The sequence below is a fragment of the Streptomyces puniciscabiei genome (genome assembly GCF_006715785.1).
Lineage (GTDB): Bacteria > Actinomycetota > Actinomycetes > Streptomycetales > Streptomycetaceae > Streptomyces > Streptomyces puniciscabiei.
The window spans coordinates 994,905-1,010,600 of record NZ_VFNX01000002.1; the positions used below are offsets into that span (position 1 = coordinate 994,905).

General features: G+C 69.9%; 14 protein-coding genes and 3 pseudogenes. 10 read left to right on the plus strand and 7 right to left on the minus strand.

Annotation, left to right across the window (positions count from 1 at the left end; genetic code table 11):
- Nucleotides 1-286 precede the first annotated feature (286 nt).
- A complete protein-coding gene (locus tag FB563_RS35505; protein ID WP_055704747.1) occupies nt 287-1,030 on the plus strand; it encodes a beta-phosphoglucomutase family hydrolase in 744 nt (247 codons plus the stop codon).
- Nucleotides 1,027-3,423: a glycoside hydrolase family 65 protein gene (locus FB563_RS35510; RefSeq protein ID WP_055704748.1), complete on the plus strand. Its 2,397-nt coding sequence runs from the start codon at nt 1,027-1,029 to the stop codon at nt 3,421-3,423. Before FB563_RS35505 ends, FB563_RS35510 begins: the two co-directional genes overlap by 4 nt.
- 281 nt (nt 3,424-3,704) lie before the next feature.
- On the opposite strand, the gene FB563_RS35515 is transcribed toward FB563_RS35510, so the two are convergent.
- From FB563_RS35515 to FB563_RS35525, 3 genes and pseudogenes are all read right to left on the minus strand, one after another.
- Nucleotides 3,705-4,202 carry a peptidylprolyl isomerase gene (locus tag FB563_RS35515; protein ID WP_142219170.1) on the minus strand — a complete coding sequence of 166 codons (498 nt, stop codon included), beginning with the start codon at nt 4,200-4,202 and terminating at the stop codon, nt 3,705-3,707.
- A gap of 207 nt (nt 4,203-4,409) precedes the next feature.
- Nucleotides 4,410-4,499 (minus strand): annotated as a pseudogene (locus FB563_RS35520) (IS5/IS1182 family transposase); the annotation flags it as partial.
- 69 nt (nt 4,500-4,568) lie between these two features.
- Nucleotides 4,569-5,207, minus strand: a complete 639-nt coding sequence (locus tag FB563_RS35525) for an HAD family hydrolase (RefSeq protein WP_055708354.1) — start codon at nt 5,205-5,207, stop codon at nt 4,569-4,571.
- Between the two features lie 323 nt (nt 5,208-5,530).
- Here FB563_RS35525 and FB563_RS35530 point away from each other — a divergent pair, with 323 nt between their 5' ends.
- The 7 genes and pseudogenes from FB563_RS35530 to FB563_RS35560 all read left to right on the plus strand — a co-directional run bounded on the left by FB563_RS35530 (nt 5,531) and on the right by FB563_RS35560 (nt 11,740).
- The gene (locus tag FB563_RS35530) at nt 5,531-6,553 is read left to right on the plus strand and encodes a hypothetical protein (RefSeq protein WP_055708328.1); all 1,023 of its coding nucleotides are present in this window, start codon (nt 5,531-5,533) and stop codon (nt 6,551-6,553) included.
- A gap of 549 nt (nt 6,554-7,102) precedes the next feature.
- Complete coding sequence (locus FB563_RS35535; protein ID WP_055708329.1) at nt 7,103-8,305, plus strand: PP2C family protein-serine/threonine phosphatase; 1,203 nt, start codon at nt 7,103-7,105, stop codon at nt 8,303-8,305.
- 202 nt (nt 8,306-8,507) lie between these two features.
- Nucleotides 8,508-8,760, plus strand: a pseudogene (locus FB563_RS44585) (enoyl-CoA hydratase/isomerase family protein); the annotation flags it as partial.
- A gap of 206 nt (nt 8,761-8,966) precedes the next feature.
- Complete coding sequence (locus FB563_RS35545) at nt 8,967-9,458, plus strand: DUF2975 domain-containing protein (protein WP_055708330.1); 492 nt, start codon at nt 8,967-8,969, stop codon at nt 9,456-9,458.
- Nucleotides 9,458-9,679 carry a helix-turn-helix domain-containing protein gene (locus FB563_RS35550; RefSeq protein WP_055708331.1) on the plus strand — a complete coding sequence of 74 codons (222 nt, stop codon included), beginning with the start codon at nt 9,458-9,460 and terminating at the stop codon, nt 9,677-9,679. The genes FB563_RS35545 and FB563_RS35550 overlap by 1 nt, the downstream gene beginning before the upstream one ends.
- Before the next feature lie 42 nt (nt 9,680-9,721).
- A complete protein-coding gene (locus FB563_RS45650) occupies nt 9,722-10,249 on the plus strand; it encodes a hypothetical protein (RefSeq protein WP_063797114.1) in 528 nt (175 codons plus the stop codon).
- 432 nt (nt 10,250-10,681) lie between these two features.
- On the plus strand, nt 10,682-11,740 hold the full coding sequence (locus FB563_RS35560) for a zinc-dependent alcohol dehydrogenase family protein (protein WP_055708333.1): 1,059 nt from the start codon (nt 10,682-10,684) through the stop codon (nt 11,738-11,740).
- A 378-nt stretch (nt 11,741-12,118) separates the two neighbouring features.
- On the opposite strand, the gene FB563_RS35565 is transcribed toward FB563_RS35560, so the two are convergent.
- On the minus strand, nt 12,119-12,475 hold the full coding sequence (locus tag FB563_RS35565; protein ID WP_055708334.1) for a hypothetical protein: 357 nt from the start codon (nt 12,473-12,475) through the stop codon (nt 12,119-12,121).
- 227 nt (nt 12,476-12,702) lie between these two features.
- Here FB563_RS35565 and FB563_RS35570 point away from each other — a divergent pair, with 227 nt between their 5' ends.
- Nucleotides 12,703-12,909, plus strand: a complete 207-nt coding sequence (locus FB563_RS35570; RefSeq protein WP_055708335.1) for a hypothetical protein — start codon at nt 12,703-12,705, stop codon at nt 12,907-12,909.
- A 370-nt stretch (nt 12,910-13,279) separates the two neighbouring features.
- On the opposite strand, the pseudogene FB563_RS35575 reads toward FB563_RS35570, so the two are convergent.
- The 3 genes and pseudogenes from FB563_RS35575 to FB563_RS35585 form a co-directional block, all read right to left on the minus strand.
- Nucleotides 13,280-13,465: pseudogene (locus FB563_RS35575) on the minus strand (oxidoreductase); the annotation flags it as partial.
- A gap of 104 nt (nt 13,466-13,569) precedes the next feature.
- The gene (locus FB563_RS35580; RefSeq protein ID WP_055708337.1) at nt 13,570-14,553 is read right to left on the minus strand and encodes an aldo/keto reductase; all 984 of its coding nucleotides are present in this window, start codon (nt 14,551-14,553) and stop codon (nt 13,570-13,572) included.
- A 215-nt stretch (nt 14,554-14,768) separates the two neighbouring features.
- Complete coding sequence (locus FB563_RS35585) at nt 14,769-15,614, minus strand: SDR family oxidoreductase (RefSeq protein WP_055708338.1); 846 nt, start codon at nt 15,612-15,614, stop codon at nt 14,769-14,771.
- Nucleotides 15,615-15,696: the final 82 nt, after the last annotated feature.

The window sequence follows — 15,696 nt, forward strand, 5'->3', positions numbered from 1 at the left end:
GCAGGAGCACCCTTGCCGAGATCACGGGTTCACTGTCAGTAAGTTCAACCTCCGCGGGATCAGACGTGGACCACTTCGCGTATGCGCGTCCTTCGCCGGCAGGAAGTCACACCGGGGTCGACAGGTCCATGAGCGCGAGTTCGGCCGGGTCGGCATGCCGGCGCGATCAACCCCCCGTGCCACGGCATGGGGTGCGCCCACAGGGCCTCGACCGAGCGGGTGCCTTCCGGCGCGCCGGAGGGTGACCTGGCGCGTCCGTCCGCAGGTGCCTTCTAGCCTCGTCGGCATGCTGGGGCTTCCTGCACACGTCCGTGCCTGCCTGTTCGATCTCGACGGGGTGCTCACCCAGACCGCGAAGGTGCACGCGGCCGCCTGGAAGGAGATGTTCGACGGCTATCTCCGCGAACGCGCGACGCGCGAGGGGACCGGGTTCGTGCCGTTCGACGCGGCCGGCGACTACGACGAGTATGTGGACGGCCGTCCCCGTGAGGACGGCGTGCGTACGTTCCTCGCCGCACGCGGGGTGCACCTGCCCGAGGGGTCGCCGGACGACCCGCCGGACGCGGAGACGGTGAACGGCCTGGGCAACCGGAAGAACGAGCTGGTCCTGCGGCGCATCCGCGAGGAGGGCGTGGCACCCTACGACGGCTCGGTCCGCTTCGTGCGCGCGGCGCGGGCGGCGGGCCTGCGCTGCGCGGTGGTGTCGTCGAGCGCGAACACACGGGACGTCCTGCGAGCGGCCGGCATCGAGGACCTGTTCGACGAGCGGATCGACGGCGTGGTCGCCCACGAGCGCCGGCTGCGGGGCAAGCCCGCCCCGGACACCTACCTGGAGGCCGCCCGAGGGCTCGAAACGGATCCTGGGCAGGCCGCGGTGTTCGAAGACGCCCTCGCCGGCGTCGAGGCCGGGCGGGCAGGACGGTTCGGCGTGGTCGTGGGCGTCGACCGGGTCGGCCAGGCGGAACAACTGCGCGCCCATGGTGCCGATGTGGTGGTCCGTGACCTGGCGGAGCTCCTGGAGGAACGGTGATCACCCATCCCAGCTTCACGGTCGAGCCGTGGTGTCTGCGCGAGACCGAGCTGAACCTGGACGTGCTCGCGCAGAGCGAATCGGTCTTCGCCCTCTCCAACGGGCACGTCGGGTGGCGCGGCAACCTCGAGGAGGGAGAGCCCCACGGACTGCCCGGCGCATACCTCAACGGCGTCCACGAACGGCATCCGCTGCCCTACGCCGAAGCGGGCTACGGATATCCCGAGTCCGGCCAAACGATGATCAACGTCACCGACGGCAAGATCTTCCGTCTGCTGGTCGACGACCACCCGTACGATCTGCGCTACGGCCGACTGGTCGCGCACGAGCGGGTGCTGGACTTCCGCTCGGGCATCCTCAGCCGCACCGCACGATGGACCTCACCCGGCGGTCGTACGGTGCGGATCTCCTCGCGGCGGCTCGTGTCCTTCACGCAGCGCTCGGTGGCCGCGGTGGTCTACGAAGTGGAGCCGGTCGACGGACCGACCACGGTGGCCGTGCAGTCCGAGCTCGTCGCCAACGCGCAACTGCCGCGGTTCCAGGGCGATCCGCGCGTGGCCGCGGCCATCGAGTCACCGCTGCTGACCGAGGAGTATTTCGCGCAGGACACCCGGCTGCGGCTGGTGCACTGCACCGACCGCAGCGCGCTGCGGGTGGCCGCAGCGGCGGACCATCTCGTCGAAGGGCCGCAGACCACCCGCTGGACGGCGCAGTGCGAGGCTGACGTCAGCCGCCTGACGGTGACCGCGGACCTGGTGCCCGGGCAACCGCTCCGGCTGGTCAAGTTCGTGGCCTACGGCTGGTCGGGGGAGCGTTCGCTGCCGGCCGTGCACGATCAGGTGGACGCGGCGGTGGCGGCCGCGGTCAGCACCGGCTGGGACGGTCTGGCGGCGGCACAGCGGGCGTACCTGGATCGCTTCTGGGCGGGCGCGGACGTCGAGGTCGAGGGCAGCGCGCGCATCCAGCAGGCGGTGCGTTTCGCCCTCTTCCATGTGCTCCAGGCGGCGGCCCGGGGCGAGAACCGGGCGATTCCGGCCAAGGGCCTGACCGGAACCGGGTACGACGGTCACTGTTTCTGGGACACCGAGTCCTACGTGCTCCCGGTGCTGACGTTCACCGCGCCGGAGGCCGTCGCATCGGCACTGCGGGCGCGTCACCGGATGCTGCCGACGGCGCGGGAGCGCGCGCGTCAGCTCGGGCTCGCGGGCGCAGCGTTTCCCTGGCGGACCATCGACGGTGCCGAGTGTTCGGCCTACTGGCCGGCCGGGACGGCCGCCTTCCACATCAACGCGGCCATCGCGGTGGCCGCCGACCGGTACGTGATGGTTACCGGGGACGAGGACTTCGAACGCGGTGAGGGCCTCGAACTCCTTGTGGAAACGGCCCGGCTGTGGCGCTCGCTCGGACACCACGACGCGGAAGGCGTCTTCCACATCGACGGGGTCACGGGCCCCGACGAGTACAGCGCGATCACCCGCGACAACCTGTACACCAACCTGATGGCGCGACAGAACCTGATCTCGGCCGCGGACGCCGCCGTGCGTCATCCGGAGCGCGCCGCGGCACTCGGTGTCGACGACGAGGAGACTGCCGCGTGGCGGGATGCCGCGGCCCGCATGGCGATGCCGTACAACGACACGCTCGGCGTGCACGAGCAGTCGGCCGGTTTCACGAGTCTCCAGCGCTGGGACTTCGAGGCGACCCCGCCGGAGAACTACCCGCTCCTGCTGCATTACCCCTACTTCGACCTGTACCGCAAGCAGGTCGTGAAGCAGGCCGATCTGGTGCTGGCGATGATGGAGTGCCCGGATGCCTTCTCCGAGGATCAGAAGGCCCGGAACTTCGCCTATTACGAGGCGCTGACGGTCCGTGACTCCTCCCTGTCGGCGTGTTTCCAGGCGGTACTCGCCGCCGAGACCGGGCATCTGCGCCTGGCCTACGCCTATCTCGGCGAGGCAGCGCTGATGGACCTGGAGGATCTGGAGCACAACACCCGGGACGGGCTCCACATCGCCTCCCTCGCCGGTACGTGGATCGCGCTGGTCGCCGGTCTCGGAGGCTTGCGCCGGTACGGCGGTGACGATGGGCGGCAGGCCCTGTTGGCGTTCGCACCGCGCCTGCCGGAGGCGCTGTCCAGGGTGGCTTTCACGCTGCTGGTACGCGGACGCAGGCTGAAGGTGGACATCGGTCCGTCCCAGGTGCGGTATCGCCTGGTGGAGGGCGAGCCCCTGGTCGTGCTGCATCACGGACAGCCGACGTCCCTGACCCCGGACGCGCCGGTGGACCGCCCGATGCCGCCCGCACCCGTGCTCCCCGAGCCGCAACAGCCCCCGGGCCGCCGCCCGGTGGGCCTGCCCATCGAGGAGGAGGACCCGGCGGCGGCACCGGAGTAGCGCACAGGAGCCGCACCGAGGAGAGACGGACAAGCGGCTCGATCTCGGGGTGCTGGTCGCGTTACTCCGTCCTCGCACATGGTCGGCGTCCGGGGACCCCATGCCGACGAGCGAGGGAAGCCGGCAGGGGGCGCCAGGTCCGCAGTCGGCGAACAGGCGCCCACCCCGACGCGAGTGAAGAGAATGGCGTCCAGCGGCACTGGTGGTCGGCTTCCAGACCGCCTTCACGCCGGCTTCGCACGCTTCTGCTCGGCGGATCGAGCCAGGCCGAGAGGCCGGGATCAGTCGCCGTCGACGACTCCGGAGGCCGCGATCTCGACCTTGCCCTTGGGGGCACCGGACTGCGAGCCCAGAGCCTCGATCTGGTCGACGAGCTCCTGGCCCTCGACGACCTCGCCGAAGACGACGTGCTTGCCGTCGAGCCAGGGGGTGACGACAGTGGTGATGAAGAACTGCGAGCCGTTGGTGTTGCGGCCGGCGTTCGCCATCGACAGCAGGTACTTGCGGTCGTGCTTCAGCTCGAAGTTCTCGTCCTCGAACTTCTCACCGTAGATGCTCCTGCCACCGGTGCCGTTGTGGTTGGTGAAATCACCGCCCTGCAGCATGAACTGGGGGATGATGCGGTGGAAGCCCGAGCCGGCGTAACCGTAGCCGTGCTGGCCGGTGGCCAGCTCACGGAAGTTGCGCGCGGTCTTCGGGACGACCTCGTCGAAGAGGTTGAAGACGATACGGCCGGCGGGGGCGCCGTTGATGCTGATGTCGAAGTAGACGTTACTCATGGGACTCATCCTGTCATCCCTGCACCGGCCACGCCGAACGGGCCGCAGGTCACCGCACATCCCAGGACAGACACGGGCGCCAGGCGTCGTGCGGTCGTACGGCCCGACGCCATCGCGCTGGACCACATCACCGAGGAGCACCACCCTCCCCCCCCTCCCACCACCGCACCCGGCCCGACCGCCAGTGACCTGCCCGGCCGGGACCCGGATGCGGTCGGCGGCCGGCTTCGCGATGCCGAGAAGAGGGGCAAGCTGTCGCAGCGCCAAGTTGGTGCGCCGGTACACGGCGAGCAGCAGCACCGGACGCCGTGATCACACCAGCCGCACGAAGATCAAACCGGTGCCACCTGGTGCCGGCGGACGCAGTCAGGCTGCGACGTTCCCGTGACGCCCGGTCGCGAAAGCCAGGATATGAGGGACTGCCTCGCGCAGACTGACAAAGTGGCGGTGCACGCCCTCCACCGCGACGGCGGCATTCACCCCCCACACCGTCATCCCGGCGCGCAGCCCGGACCGTACCCCGGACGGGGCGTCCTCGATGACCAGGCAGTCTTCCGGCTCGGCTCCCAGCTTCTCAGCGGCTCGCAGATACGGGACGGGCGAGGGCTTGCCCTCCTCGACAGCGGCCGCGTCCACGATCAGCCCCGGTACCGGCAAACCGGTCCGCAGGAAACGACCGCGCACCCGGTGCTCGTAGTTCGAGGTCACCAGTGCCCAGCACTCCGGTGGCAAACCCTGCAGCAGCTCGGAGGCACCGTCGAAAGCCGCATAGACGCCGGAGCGGACGTCTTCGTCCTCCAGCTCATGCAGCGCGGCCAGGCACTCGGCCGGATCCCGGTCCACGGCGACCTGGGCGAACGTTTCCATCGGCCGCGTCCGCAAAGCGACCCGGTAGACCTCATCTCCATCCAGCCCGTACCGCTCCGCCCAGGTCCCCCAGACCCGACGCTGGTTGCTCACCGCGTCGATCAAGGTGCCGTCCACGTCGAACAGGACGTACTTCATGCGGTCCGGCCGCGTGGGTTCACTGGTCACCCGGCGATCATGCCAGGCAGCGAACATGCGATTGCGGGACAGCCCGTACCGACTTCTCCATGCCGACACCACTGAAGCCGCGGCCGGCGGTCGAGCGCCCTCCCGCCTGTTACCTGGCAGTGACGATTCCGGCACAGACCATCCCAAGTTGGCGGGTGAGGATGATCACGTCGCGCGCCTCACCAGTGTTACGGCGACCGAGGGACATCGTGACCGGATGGCCCGCTCGGCGCCGCAAGGCACAGCGCGCGAGGGGATGAACCACCGACCGTTACACATTCCCAGGGGGAATCATGTCCTTGACCCGTCCGACCGCTCGGCGCCTCGGCCTGCTGTGCGCCGCCACGGCCGCCGCACTCGTCCCGGTCGTGGGCGCCGTGCCCGCCGCCATGGCCGCACCCGCCGCGATCGCCGCCGCGCACCAGGGTGCCGTGGCCCGGCAGAACCCGGGCGGCACCATGGTCCGTACCGAGCAGCTCGCCTCCGGTGGCGGATTCGTGGAGATCTACCGTGTCTCGGCCTCCCACTACTGGGGCCGGATCATCACCTACTACGGCACCAGCGTCATCGACGCCAAGGGTGAGACCGTGGCGCTCCAGGACAACGGCGAGTACACGTTCCTCACCCCGCAGGGGCACTTCGGGGACTGGATCGCCGTCTCGGGCAAGAACCAGTTCCGCGGGCCCGGCACGTTCACGATCTCCCGCGGCTACACCGCGATCGTCGAGCAGACCGGCAAGAACCAGTGGCGGGCGAAACTGAAGCGGCCTGCGGGCGGTGCCTTCCTGACCCTTCAGACGCACGCGGTCGACGACGGCCACGGCGGGCTGTCAAACGTCTACGCCGGGGAGGAGATCGTCGACCCGGGCGGAAAGGCGATCTACGTCGTCCTGAGTGCGGACGGCATCATCACCTCCTTCGACCCGCAAGCCGCCACGGGCGGTGAGCCCCCGGCGGACAAGTGCACCGCGACCCGCGTGCAGTCCATCGGGGCGGGCACCCTGGCACACATGAGCAACCGCCCCAGTGGGCCCCGGGTCTCCTTCACATCGGTCTACGACGACGGCAAGGAGCGGCCGGTACTGATGCCGCTGGACAAGAACCACCCCTCGCTGCCCGCCGACGCCGGCATCCTGGCGCGGATAACGGGTGCGAACACCGCGGCACCTGAGCTGGTCACCCGTGTCGAGGGCGGCAAGGGTGCTCCGGAGACGGTCACAGCGTTCCCGGCGATCCCGAAGGGCTGCCGCGGCACGGGCACCGGTACGTCCACTGTCTCTGGCACGTCTGGTCTTCCGGAACGCACAGCACGCTGATCGAGACCGGCCACCGCCGTGCGGCGTCCTCGTCCGCCGCACGGGGGCCGAGCCTCGCCGACGCCTGTGCGTCGTGCACCTGCTGGTCGGGCGTCGGCCGTGAAGTTCGCTGCCGACGCCCGACCGCCCGGTGGAGCGGCAGCTCGCCCACACCCAGCAGCTTCCGGTGAACCGCAGGTCTTCACCTGAGGCCACGGCCCGAAAGTGCCCAGCCTCCCGCCAGGGCCGCAGTCGCCCCTCCGGCCCGGTCACCGCCGGGTCGGCACCGGCGCGGACCAGCAGGCGCAGCAGTTCTCGCCCGGCCGCGTCAAGGCGTTCCTCCCCTTCGGCGTGGGTCCAGGTGGTCGCCGGACTGCCACAGGGTGTGCCTCAGCGTCTTCGGCCGGCACCGGCGGGTGGTGGGGGTTGTCCAGACGCTGGGCCGGCGGGAGTACCCATGGTCATGCCGGTGCTGTAGGTATCAGGTGAAGTCGAAGACGCAGCGCCACAGGCGCCAGGCGAAGATCTCGCTGTGGGACATGGACTCCAGCCGGGTGTATACCGATATGTATGGGTGCGGGGCGTGTGCCGGTGGACCGCCTCCCGGAGCAGCAGCTGGGCCGCAGGCTGGTGGCAATCCCCCTTGCGCTGATCGTCGTGATCACCGTGGTGGACATCCATTCCCCGCCGGACGTCCACCTGGGCCCCTTGCTGGTGATCGCGCCTGCCCTGACCGCGTCCCTGGCCGGGCCACGCCTGACCGCCCTCGTCGGAGCACTGGCCGTGGCGGCCCAGGTACTCATCGCCGTGTTCCACGGCGGACTGACCACACCCAACCACCTCTCGCAGATCACCGGCTTGACCCTGCTGTCCGCCCTGGTCGTCTTCGTCTGCCATGTGCGCGAGCGGCGCAGCAGGGAGCTGACCCGGGCACGATCGGTGGCCGAGACGGCGCAGCTCGTACTGCTGCGGCCACCACGCCGCCGGATCGGGCCACTGCGGGTGGCGTGGCTGTACCTGGCAGCCGAGGACGAGACGCGTATCGGCGGCGACCTGTTCGCGATCGCCCGCTCCGACCGCGGCACCCGCGTGATCATCGGCGACGTGCGCGGCAAGGGGCTGGCCGCCATCGGTGAGGCGTCCATGGTGCTCGGCGCGTTCCGCGAGGGCGCGCACCGCTACGACACCCTGCCCGAGCTCGCCGCGGGCCTGGAGGCGAGTGTGTGCAGGCACCTGAAGGACGTCGCCGACACCGAGCACGACGCGGGCGAGCACTTCATCACCGCCCTGCTGCTCGACGTCCCCGACGAGGGCACTCAGGTCGAGATGGTCAACTGCGGTCACCCCCCGCCCCTGCTGCTGCACGACGGCCAGGTCACCGTCCTGCACCCACGACGCCCCGTACCCCCCTTGGGTATGTGCGAGCTGCCTGCCCCCTGTCACCGCGCCGACCCCTTCACCTTCGAGGACGGCGACACGCTGCTGCTCTACACCGACGGCGTCACCGAAGCCCGCTCGCCCCAAGGAGACTTCTACCCCCTCCCCGAGCGCGCCGCCTCCGCGCCCACGTCCGGACCCGAGGCCCTGCTCCGCCACATCCACCGCGACCTGCTGAACCACATCGGCCACGAACCCGGGGACGACGCCGCGCTCCTGGCCATCGAACGCTACGGCGCCCACCCTCTCCACCGACCGCACCCCACGGGCCACCCCCTCGAGGGCCGCCGTCGACTCGACTCCGGCTCAAGGCCGGTTGCGGAGGACCCTTCCTGAGCCTTCGAGCCTCGCGGCCAAGAGAAGTTCAAGGGAGACGGAGTCACGAGGCGCGTTACGGCCGACGGGTCGGGGAGGTGGCGGAAATGACCGTTCTGTTCGATGCCAGGTCTGGCGGGGCGGAGAGGTTCCGCCAGAACGCCGCCAAGACAAGCGGATCCCGTCCGCTTCCCCATCTCGGTGACGGCGAAGCCGGGCATCGAAGGCGGAGAAGCCGGAAGGCCCCCGCGCCCTGGTGACCGCCGCGACCGGGAGGTTCTGCTCCAACGGTCTCGATCTCGAATGGCTCGCTGCGCGCAACACCCCTCCCGCTGATCACCGAAGCCGCACTGCAGGACACGTTCGCCACCGGAGCGATGTTCTCCCCGGCCGACGACCTCCGTCTCATGCGCACCGACCGGGGCTTCTGGCGCCTGCCCGAGGCAGAGATCAACATCCCCTTCGCTCATGGCATGCCGGGGCGGGGCACGAAGACTGCCCACCCACCTCCCGGCCGGGGGTCACCCCTGTGCGGATGCGCCGCGGCAGGGCAACCCACCTCCTCGGCGCACCGAATTTCTTCGGCGAGACTCTGACCACCGCCGCCCGCCCTCCCTCCCAGCCTTGCTTCACCTATCGAGAATCGATAGGTTTCCATCGTAGCTCGATGGAAGGGTGGGTCATGGGAAAGCTGACAGTGCACGCGCTGCGCGCCGTGCTCACGGTGGTGCTCACCGGCACCGTGTTCGTACAGGCATTGATGGTGTGGGCGTTGGTCAGCGGGAGAGACCCGGAGGACGGGTCACTCCCGCTGACCCCGCTGCGCGTGATCACCATCCTGGGCATCGGCACGGCCCAGGTCGCCCTGGTCTGTGTATGGCGGCTGGTGACGATGGTGCGACGCGGAACCGTGTTCTCCCACGCCGCCTTCCGGTACGTCGACGTCATCATCGGCGCGATCGTGGCGGCTGCCCTCATGTGGTTCGCGGTCACTGCCCTGAACGCGCCCGGCCAGCGGGACGACCCGGGCGTCACCCTCATCATGGGCGGGATCGGCGTGGCCATCCTGGGAGTCGCGCTCATCGTGCTCGTGCTGCGGATGCTGCTCGCCCAGGCCGTCGCACGCGACGTCGAAGCGGCGCAGCTGCAGGCCGAGTTGGACGAGGTGATCTGATGCCGATCGCCGTCGACATCGACGTGATGCTGGCCAGGCGGAAGATGTCCGTGGGCGAACTCGCGGACCGCGTGGGGATCACGCCCGCCAACCTGGCAGTACTCAAGAACGGCCGCGCCAAGGCGGTGCGCTTCACGACGCTCGCCGCCCTCTGCGAGGTGCTCGAGTGCCAGCCGGGCGACCTGCTGCGCTGGGAGGCCGAGGACACCGCGGGCGAATGAAGCGGTTCCGGCCGGAGCAACCTCCCTGCTGGCGCTGGGTGAGTGGATCAACGACGCCCCGCCGTCCATCCTGGAGCGTCTCGCCGTACGGCCCGACGGCTGCTGGGCCACGTCGACGGCGACGCGTGGACGGGCGGTGGGCCACCGCGGCTGGCGGACCGGCGCGCCGGGGCCGACCGCCGGCTGCACGCAGCGGCGGTCGACGGCAAGACCCTGCGCGGAGCGGCCAGGGCCACGGGCCGCAAGATTCCTCCACTCGCCGCCTGCGACGCCTTCTCGGACCTGGTCCTGACCCAACTCGACGTTGGTGAGAAGACCAACGAGATCACCTGTTTCCGGCCTCTGCTGGAGACCCTCTCCGATCTGGTGGGCTTGGTCGTGACCAGCGACGCCATGCACACCCAGCGCGAGCACGTGATCGCGAGAGGGAACCAGAAGAAGCTCCACAAGCAGCCGAAATCCCCTCCGCGGAAGGGGATCCCGCTGCAGGGCCACATCCACGTCACCGGCCACTTGCGCGGTTGCAGCAGGCCCTGTACGGAGCAACGATGGACCCAGAGAGTCCACTGATCCTTTACGAGGGCAGATCCACCACAAGTCTTGAGGGCGAAGACGACGGCCACTTGTCGGCCGGTCGACATAGATGTCCGGAGTCGGCGAGGTACCGTGACCTGCATCCCGTCGCCTGCCCCGAGAACTCACTCACCACTGAGCAAAAGGAGCAGCTCGCCCGGCTGCTCATCGCTTGTTGGGGAATGAGCCGTTCTGGCTCGTCGGGGGCATAACCGCCGCCGGATTCTTCACCCGACAGCGACGTCCGGCCGCGCACGCAGCCGTGCTCGGCGACAACGGCTCGCAGATCGAGATGAATGGCGCCACATGTCCTCGTCCTCCGGCGACCCGCACCAGCGGCGAGGGCGCCGGCCCCAGCATCAAGCTGACCGGAGCGCCCGCCGGGTTCCTCACGGGCTGAGAGACGAAAGGCCACTCATGTCTCGATCCATGCGCGCCCTCGTAGCCGTAGAGGCCGGCGAACCCACCGATGTCCTGCAGCTGGAATCCCGGCCCGTTCCCAGGCCGGAAGCCGGGCAGGCGTTGATCCGGGTGAAGGCGACCCCGGTTCACGCGAGTGATCTGCACGTGCTGCGCGGCCGCTACGGCTTCTCCCCGGAGTTTCCCGCTGTCGGAGGCAACATGGAGTGCGTGGGCCGTATCGCGGCCCTGGGCCCGGAAACCCAGGGGCTGACGGTCGGTGAGCGCGTGGTGGTCGCTGCGGTCCCGGCTGTACCCGGGCCCCCTATGGCCGGCACCTGGCAGGAATACCTCGTGGCCGACACACACAGGCTGCTGTCGGTCCCCGACCGTCTGAGCGACTCCAGCGCCTGCCAACTCGCCGTCAACCCGTTGACCGCCCTGCTCCTCGTGACGCAGGAACTCGATGTACAGCCTGACGAATGGCTGTTGCAGACGGCCGCGGGCTCCACCGTAGGCCGGCTCGTCATCCAGCTGTCCCGGCACCTGGGGATTCGCACGATCAATGTCGTGCGGCGACGCACCGCCGTCGAGGAGATCACAGCGCTCGGTGGGGATGAGGTCATCTGCACCGAGGACGAAGACCTGGTGCAGCGTGTCGCCGAGACAGCGGGACCGGCAGGCGTGCGCAAGGCCATCGACTGTGTCGCGGGCCCCATCGGCGCCCAAGTGTCCCAGGCCCTGGCACCGGGAGGGCAGGTCGTGGTCTACGGCGCACTCTCCACCCACCGGCAGACCGATCCGGCGGCACTGACCATCCCGCTCCAGGCACGCTCGGTCATCTACGAGACCAAAGCAGTTCGTGGCTTCTGGCTGAACCGCTGGTTCGGCACCGTCTCACCCGAGGACGCGCTGCACGCGCTGTCCCGGGTGCGCAGCCTCGTCACCGATGAGGTGCTGAGCATCCCCCAAGGCCGGCCGTTCCCGCTCGAACGCTTCACTGAAGCCGTCCCGCTCGCCGAAGCACCCGCACACGGCACCAAGCCACTGTTCGTCTTCGAGGACGGCCAGGACGAAGGTGGTGGGTAGGCAGCGGGGGTCGGCTCCTGCGCTGGTGTTCTGGGGAGCCTCGTACGTCGTCTCGGCGGAGGTCGCACTGTGTGGACTGGTCGCTGCAGGGCCTGCTGTCGTGCAGGTTCGCTTCCGAGTCGGGCTCGCCGCGGGAGCCGAGTTCATCCAGGACCAGGCGAACGATCCCCCTCACGACCAGCGGTCCACCCAGTCAGCCAAATGAGATGACGTCTTGCCTCCGGTCGGCCGAGGACGCAGGCGCCCGGGCACGTCGGCGGTCAAGCAGCCACATCGGCGTCCTGCTCTACGTCCCCACCCCATGTTCACCGTCTCAGTTCACAGCGAAAGCCCCGCCTCAATGAGGCGGGGCTTTCCCCTGTCAATCTCGCACAGTCCTCAGGCGAGGGACTTTTCTCTCTCCTCGGCATACAGGGCCGTCGCCCATGGCTCCCCGTCCATGAGAGCGTCCCAGAATCCTGGCTGCTCCCACGCCGTGGGCCCGAACGTCACTCCCCCCTCGGCACCGATCGATGCCGACCAGTTCGAGGGAATCCGACCGTCGGTCACGACGAAGAGGCGCGAGTGGAAAAGGCCGGGCAGCTCGTCTCGGATTGATTCGATCCGGAGGAGGTTCTCACCGTCGGCCCTGGAGAATACTTCCAGGACGCTGTATTCACGGTTCTCCCTGAGAGTCCCTGCTCCGAGAGTCACCGCTTTCGGATGTCCGCTCAGCCCCTTGAAGAGGACCTTCATTCTCGTCCGTACCTATCGCGCGAGGGAACTTGGCCTTGTAGTCGCAGCACTGCCGGGTTAGGAAAACTCTACTGTCTCTGATCCCCTTCCGGAGAGCACACTGCTGCGGCCGGCCTGCGCCTGGCGGCCTCCGTACTCCGCCGTGAGAGCTGCAGGCCCGATCAGGTGAGTTCGCCAAGCAAACCTCCGAGGACGCCGGATCCGTTCGCGAATGCGGTCCTGGAGCGGTGGGTGGAGCACATGCTGAGCGCCGAGAACCCGGTCGCGAGCTCCTCTACCTGCCCGGAGGGGAGCTCGGCTCACTGAGTCTTGGCGTAGCGCTGTGCCTGCAGCGGGCCGGCGATCGCCTGCTCACCCGGCCGGTCTTCCTGTCCTCCGGCACCATGGACGACGGCTACACCAAGCTGGCCAGGGACGCCTGGGCCATCTCCTGAACTGACGGAGGACTATGCAGCCCGCCGGGTCAGCCTCGACTGCTGCCAGTCCCATACCTGTGCGGTCGCCCTGCCCAGACAGGCGGGTGCCGGTGACCCCCACGGCCGGCCTGCCCGTAGCCGCAGGTAGCTGGGACGCCGCAGACGAACTCGCCGCCCTGCTCGGGCGGTCGGTGCCGGGTGTCTTCGGTGGCTGCGCTTCCCAGCGCCGCCTGACCGGCGTGCTGGAGCTGTTCTGCGCCGCGTCCAACAAGCACCTGCAGTTGATCGGGGACCCAGCGAGCATGCGTGCTCGACACCTGCAACCAACTGACCGGTCCACGACACCGGTCCACGCTCACCGGGCGGTTGCCCCCGGCGGTCCCCCCAGGCGGCGGACGGCGACGACGACAGTCGCGCCGGCGCCCCGCAGGGCGCGTGTGGTCTCCTGCCCCAGTCCGGAGCTGCCGCCGGTCACGACGGCGAGCCGTCCGGTGAGGTCGAGGCCGGCCAGGACCTCGGCCGCGGTGCTGTGGGCCCCGAAGCCGGAGCCGATGGGCTGCTGTGCCGTCGTGATCGCCGTTCCTTGCGCGGGGAGCGGTGCGGCGGCGGGGAGCGAGCCGCTGGGGCGCCGCATGGTGGGGACTTGTCCTGGCCGCCTTTCGCGGCAGGCCCCCGGGTTCAGCCGTTGAGGGTCTGCATCAGCGCGGGGGCGTAGCGGTCGCCGGAGACGATGCCGCGCGGGGCGACGGCTTCGATGGCGGCCACGTCCTCATCGGTGATCGTCACGGTGACGGCTGCGACGTTCTCCTCCAGGTAGCGGCGACGCTTGGTGCCGGGGATGGCGACGGCGCCCTGGTGGAGCACCCAGGCGAGAGCCAGCTGGGACGGCGAGACCTGCTTGGCGGCGGCGATACGGCGCACCTCGTCGACCACGGCCAGGTTGCGGGCGAAGTTCTCGCCCTGGAAGCGCGGGTCGGTGCGGCGGAAGTCGTCCGCGGCGAAGTCGTCCGGGCTGGTGATCGCACCGGACAGGAACCCGCGTCCGAGCGGCGAGTAGGCGACCAGGCCGATCCCGAGCTCGTTCAGGGTGGCCATGACTCCGTCGTCCTCGATGCCGCGCTCGAAGAGCGAGTACTCGGTCTGGACCGCCGTGATCGGGTGGACGGAGTGGGCGCGGCGGATGGTCTGCGGGGCGACCTCGGACAGGCCGATGTAGCGGACCTTGCCCGCGGCCACCAGCTCGCCCATGGCGCCGACGGTCTCCTCGATCGGCACCTGCGGGTCGACCCGGTGCAGGTAGTAGAGGTCGACGTGGTCGGTGGCCAGGTGGCGCAGGGAGCGGTCCAGCGAACGACGGATGTACTCGGGGCGCCCGTTGTGGCCCACGAGCGTGCCGCCGTCGGTGAACTCGACGCCGGTCTTGGTGGCGACGACGGCCTGCTCGCGGCGTCCGGCGAGGGCCTTGCCGAGGAGTTGCTCGTTGATGAACGGGCCGTAGCTCTCGGCGGTGTCCAGCAGGGTCACGCCCAGTTCCAGGGCGCGGTCGATGGTGGCGAGGGACTCGGCCTCGTCGGTGCTGCCGTAGAAGGCGCTCATGCCCATGCAGCCGAGTCCTTCGGCGGAGACGGTCAGGCCCTGGCTGCCGAGGGTGCGGAGTTCCATGGTGATCTTCCTTGCTGTTGCGGGTCGTACCGCGGTGTGTGACTGGTTGGTTGTGCGTCCGGTGCGCTGCGGCCCTCGACGCGGACCACGTGCGGCCGGGCGCCGGTCGCGGTCGGGCGGGGCGCGGCGCGGCGGCGGTGTGGCGCCGGCGGGCGGGGATGCCGTGCGGCTGCCGCGCCCGGCGTCGGCAGGCCACCCACCGGGACGCGGGACGGTCAGCGCACCCAGGTGCCGGTGAGAGTCTGGACCGCGGAGCCGTCGAGGTCGGCGAGGGTGGTGGCGACGAAGTCGCGGGCCCACTGCGAGGTCTGGATGCGAAAGGCCGGGCGGGCGACGGTCAGGGCGTCGACGATCGGGGCGGCTGCCTCGGCCGGGGTCTGGGCGTTGCCGAACGACTGCCGGGTGCGGGTGATGTAGGCCTCGAGCGCCGGGCCGTAGGGCCCGGCGGCGGCGAGCAGCGCCGGGACGTCCAGGCCGAGATTGGCGACGAACTCGCTCGCCACCGCGCCCGGCTCGACCACGGTCACATCGACGCCGACGGTGGCGGCGACCGGCGCGAGGGACTGCATGAAGCCCTCGACGGCGAACTTGGCCGCGCAGTACGCCTCGTTGAAGGGCTGGCCGACGACGCCGCCGACGCTGGTGACGGTGATCACCCGGCCCTTCGACGCCCGCAGGTGCGGCAGGGCGGCCCGGGTCATCGCCACCACGCCGAAGAAGTTGACCTCCATGGCCGCGCGGACGTCGTCGACGCTGCTCTGCTCGATGGTGCCGACCTGGGCGGCGCCGGCGTTGTTGACCAGCGCGTCCAGCCGGCCGTGCTCGGCGACGGCCTCGTCCAGGCAGGCGGTGATGCCGGCGGAGTCGGTCACATCCAGGCGCTTGACCTGGATCCGGTCCGCGACGCCCGCCTCGCCGGCGGCCTCGAGCAGGGCCCCGGCCTTGCCGGTGTCGCGCATGGTGGCGATGGTCGCCCAGCCCGCCCGGGCACTGCCGATGGCGGCGGCCAGGCCGATGCCGGAGGACGTACCGGTGATCAGAACCGTCTTCGGGGAGGTCATGAGGATCTTCCTTGCCTGGGGTACCACGGGCCGACACCCGTAACCGGGGAGTTCCCCGGTTAGCCGCAACGGTAAGCGGGGA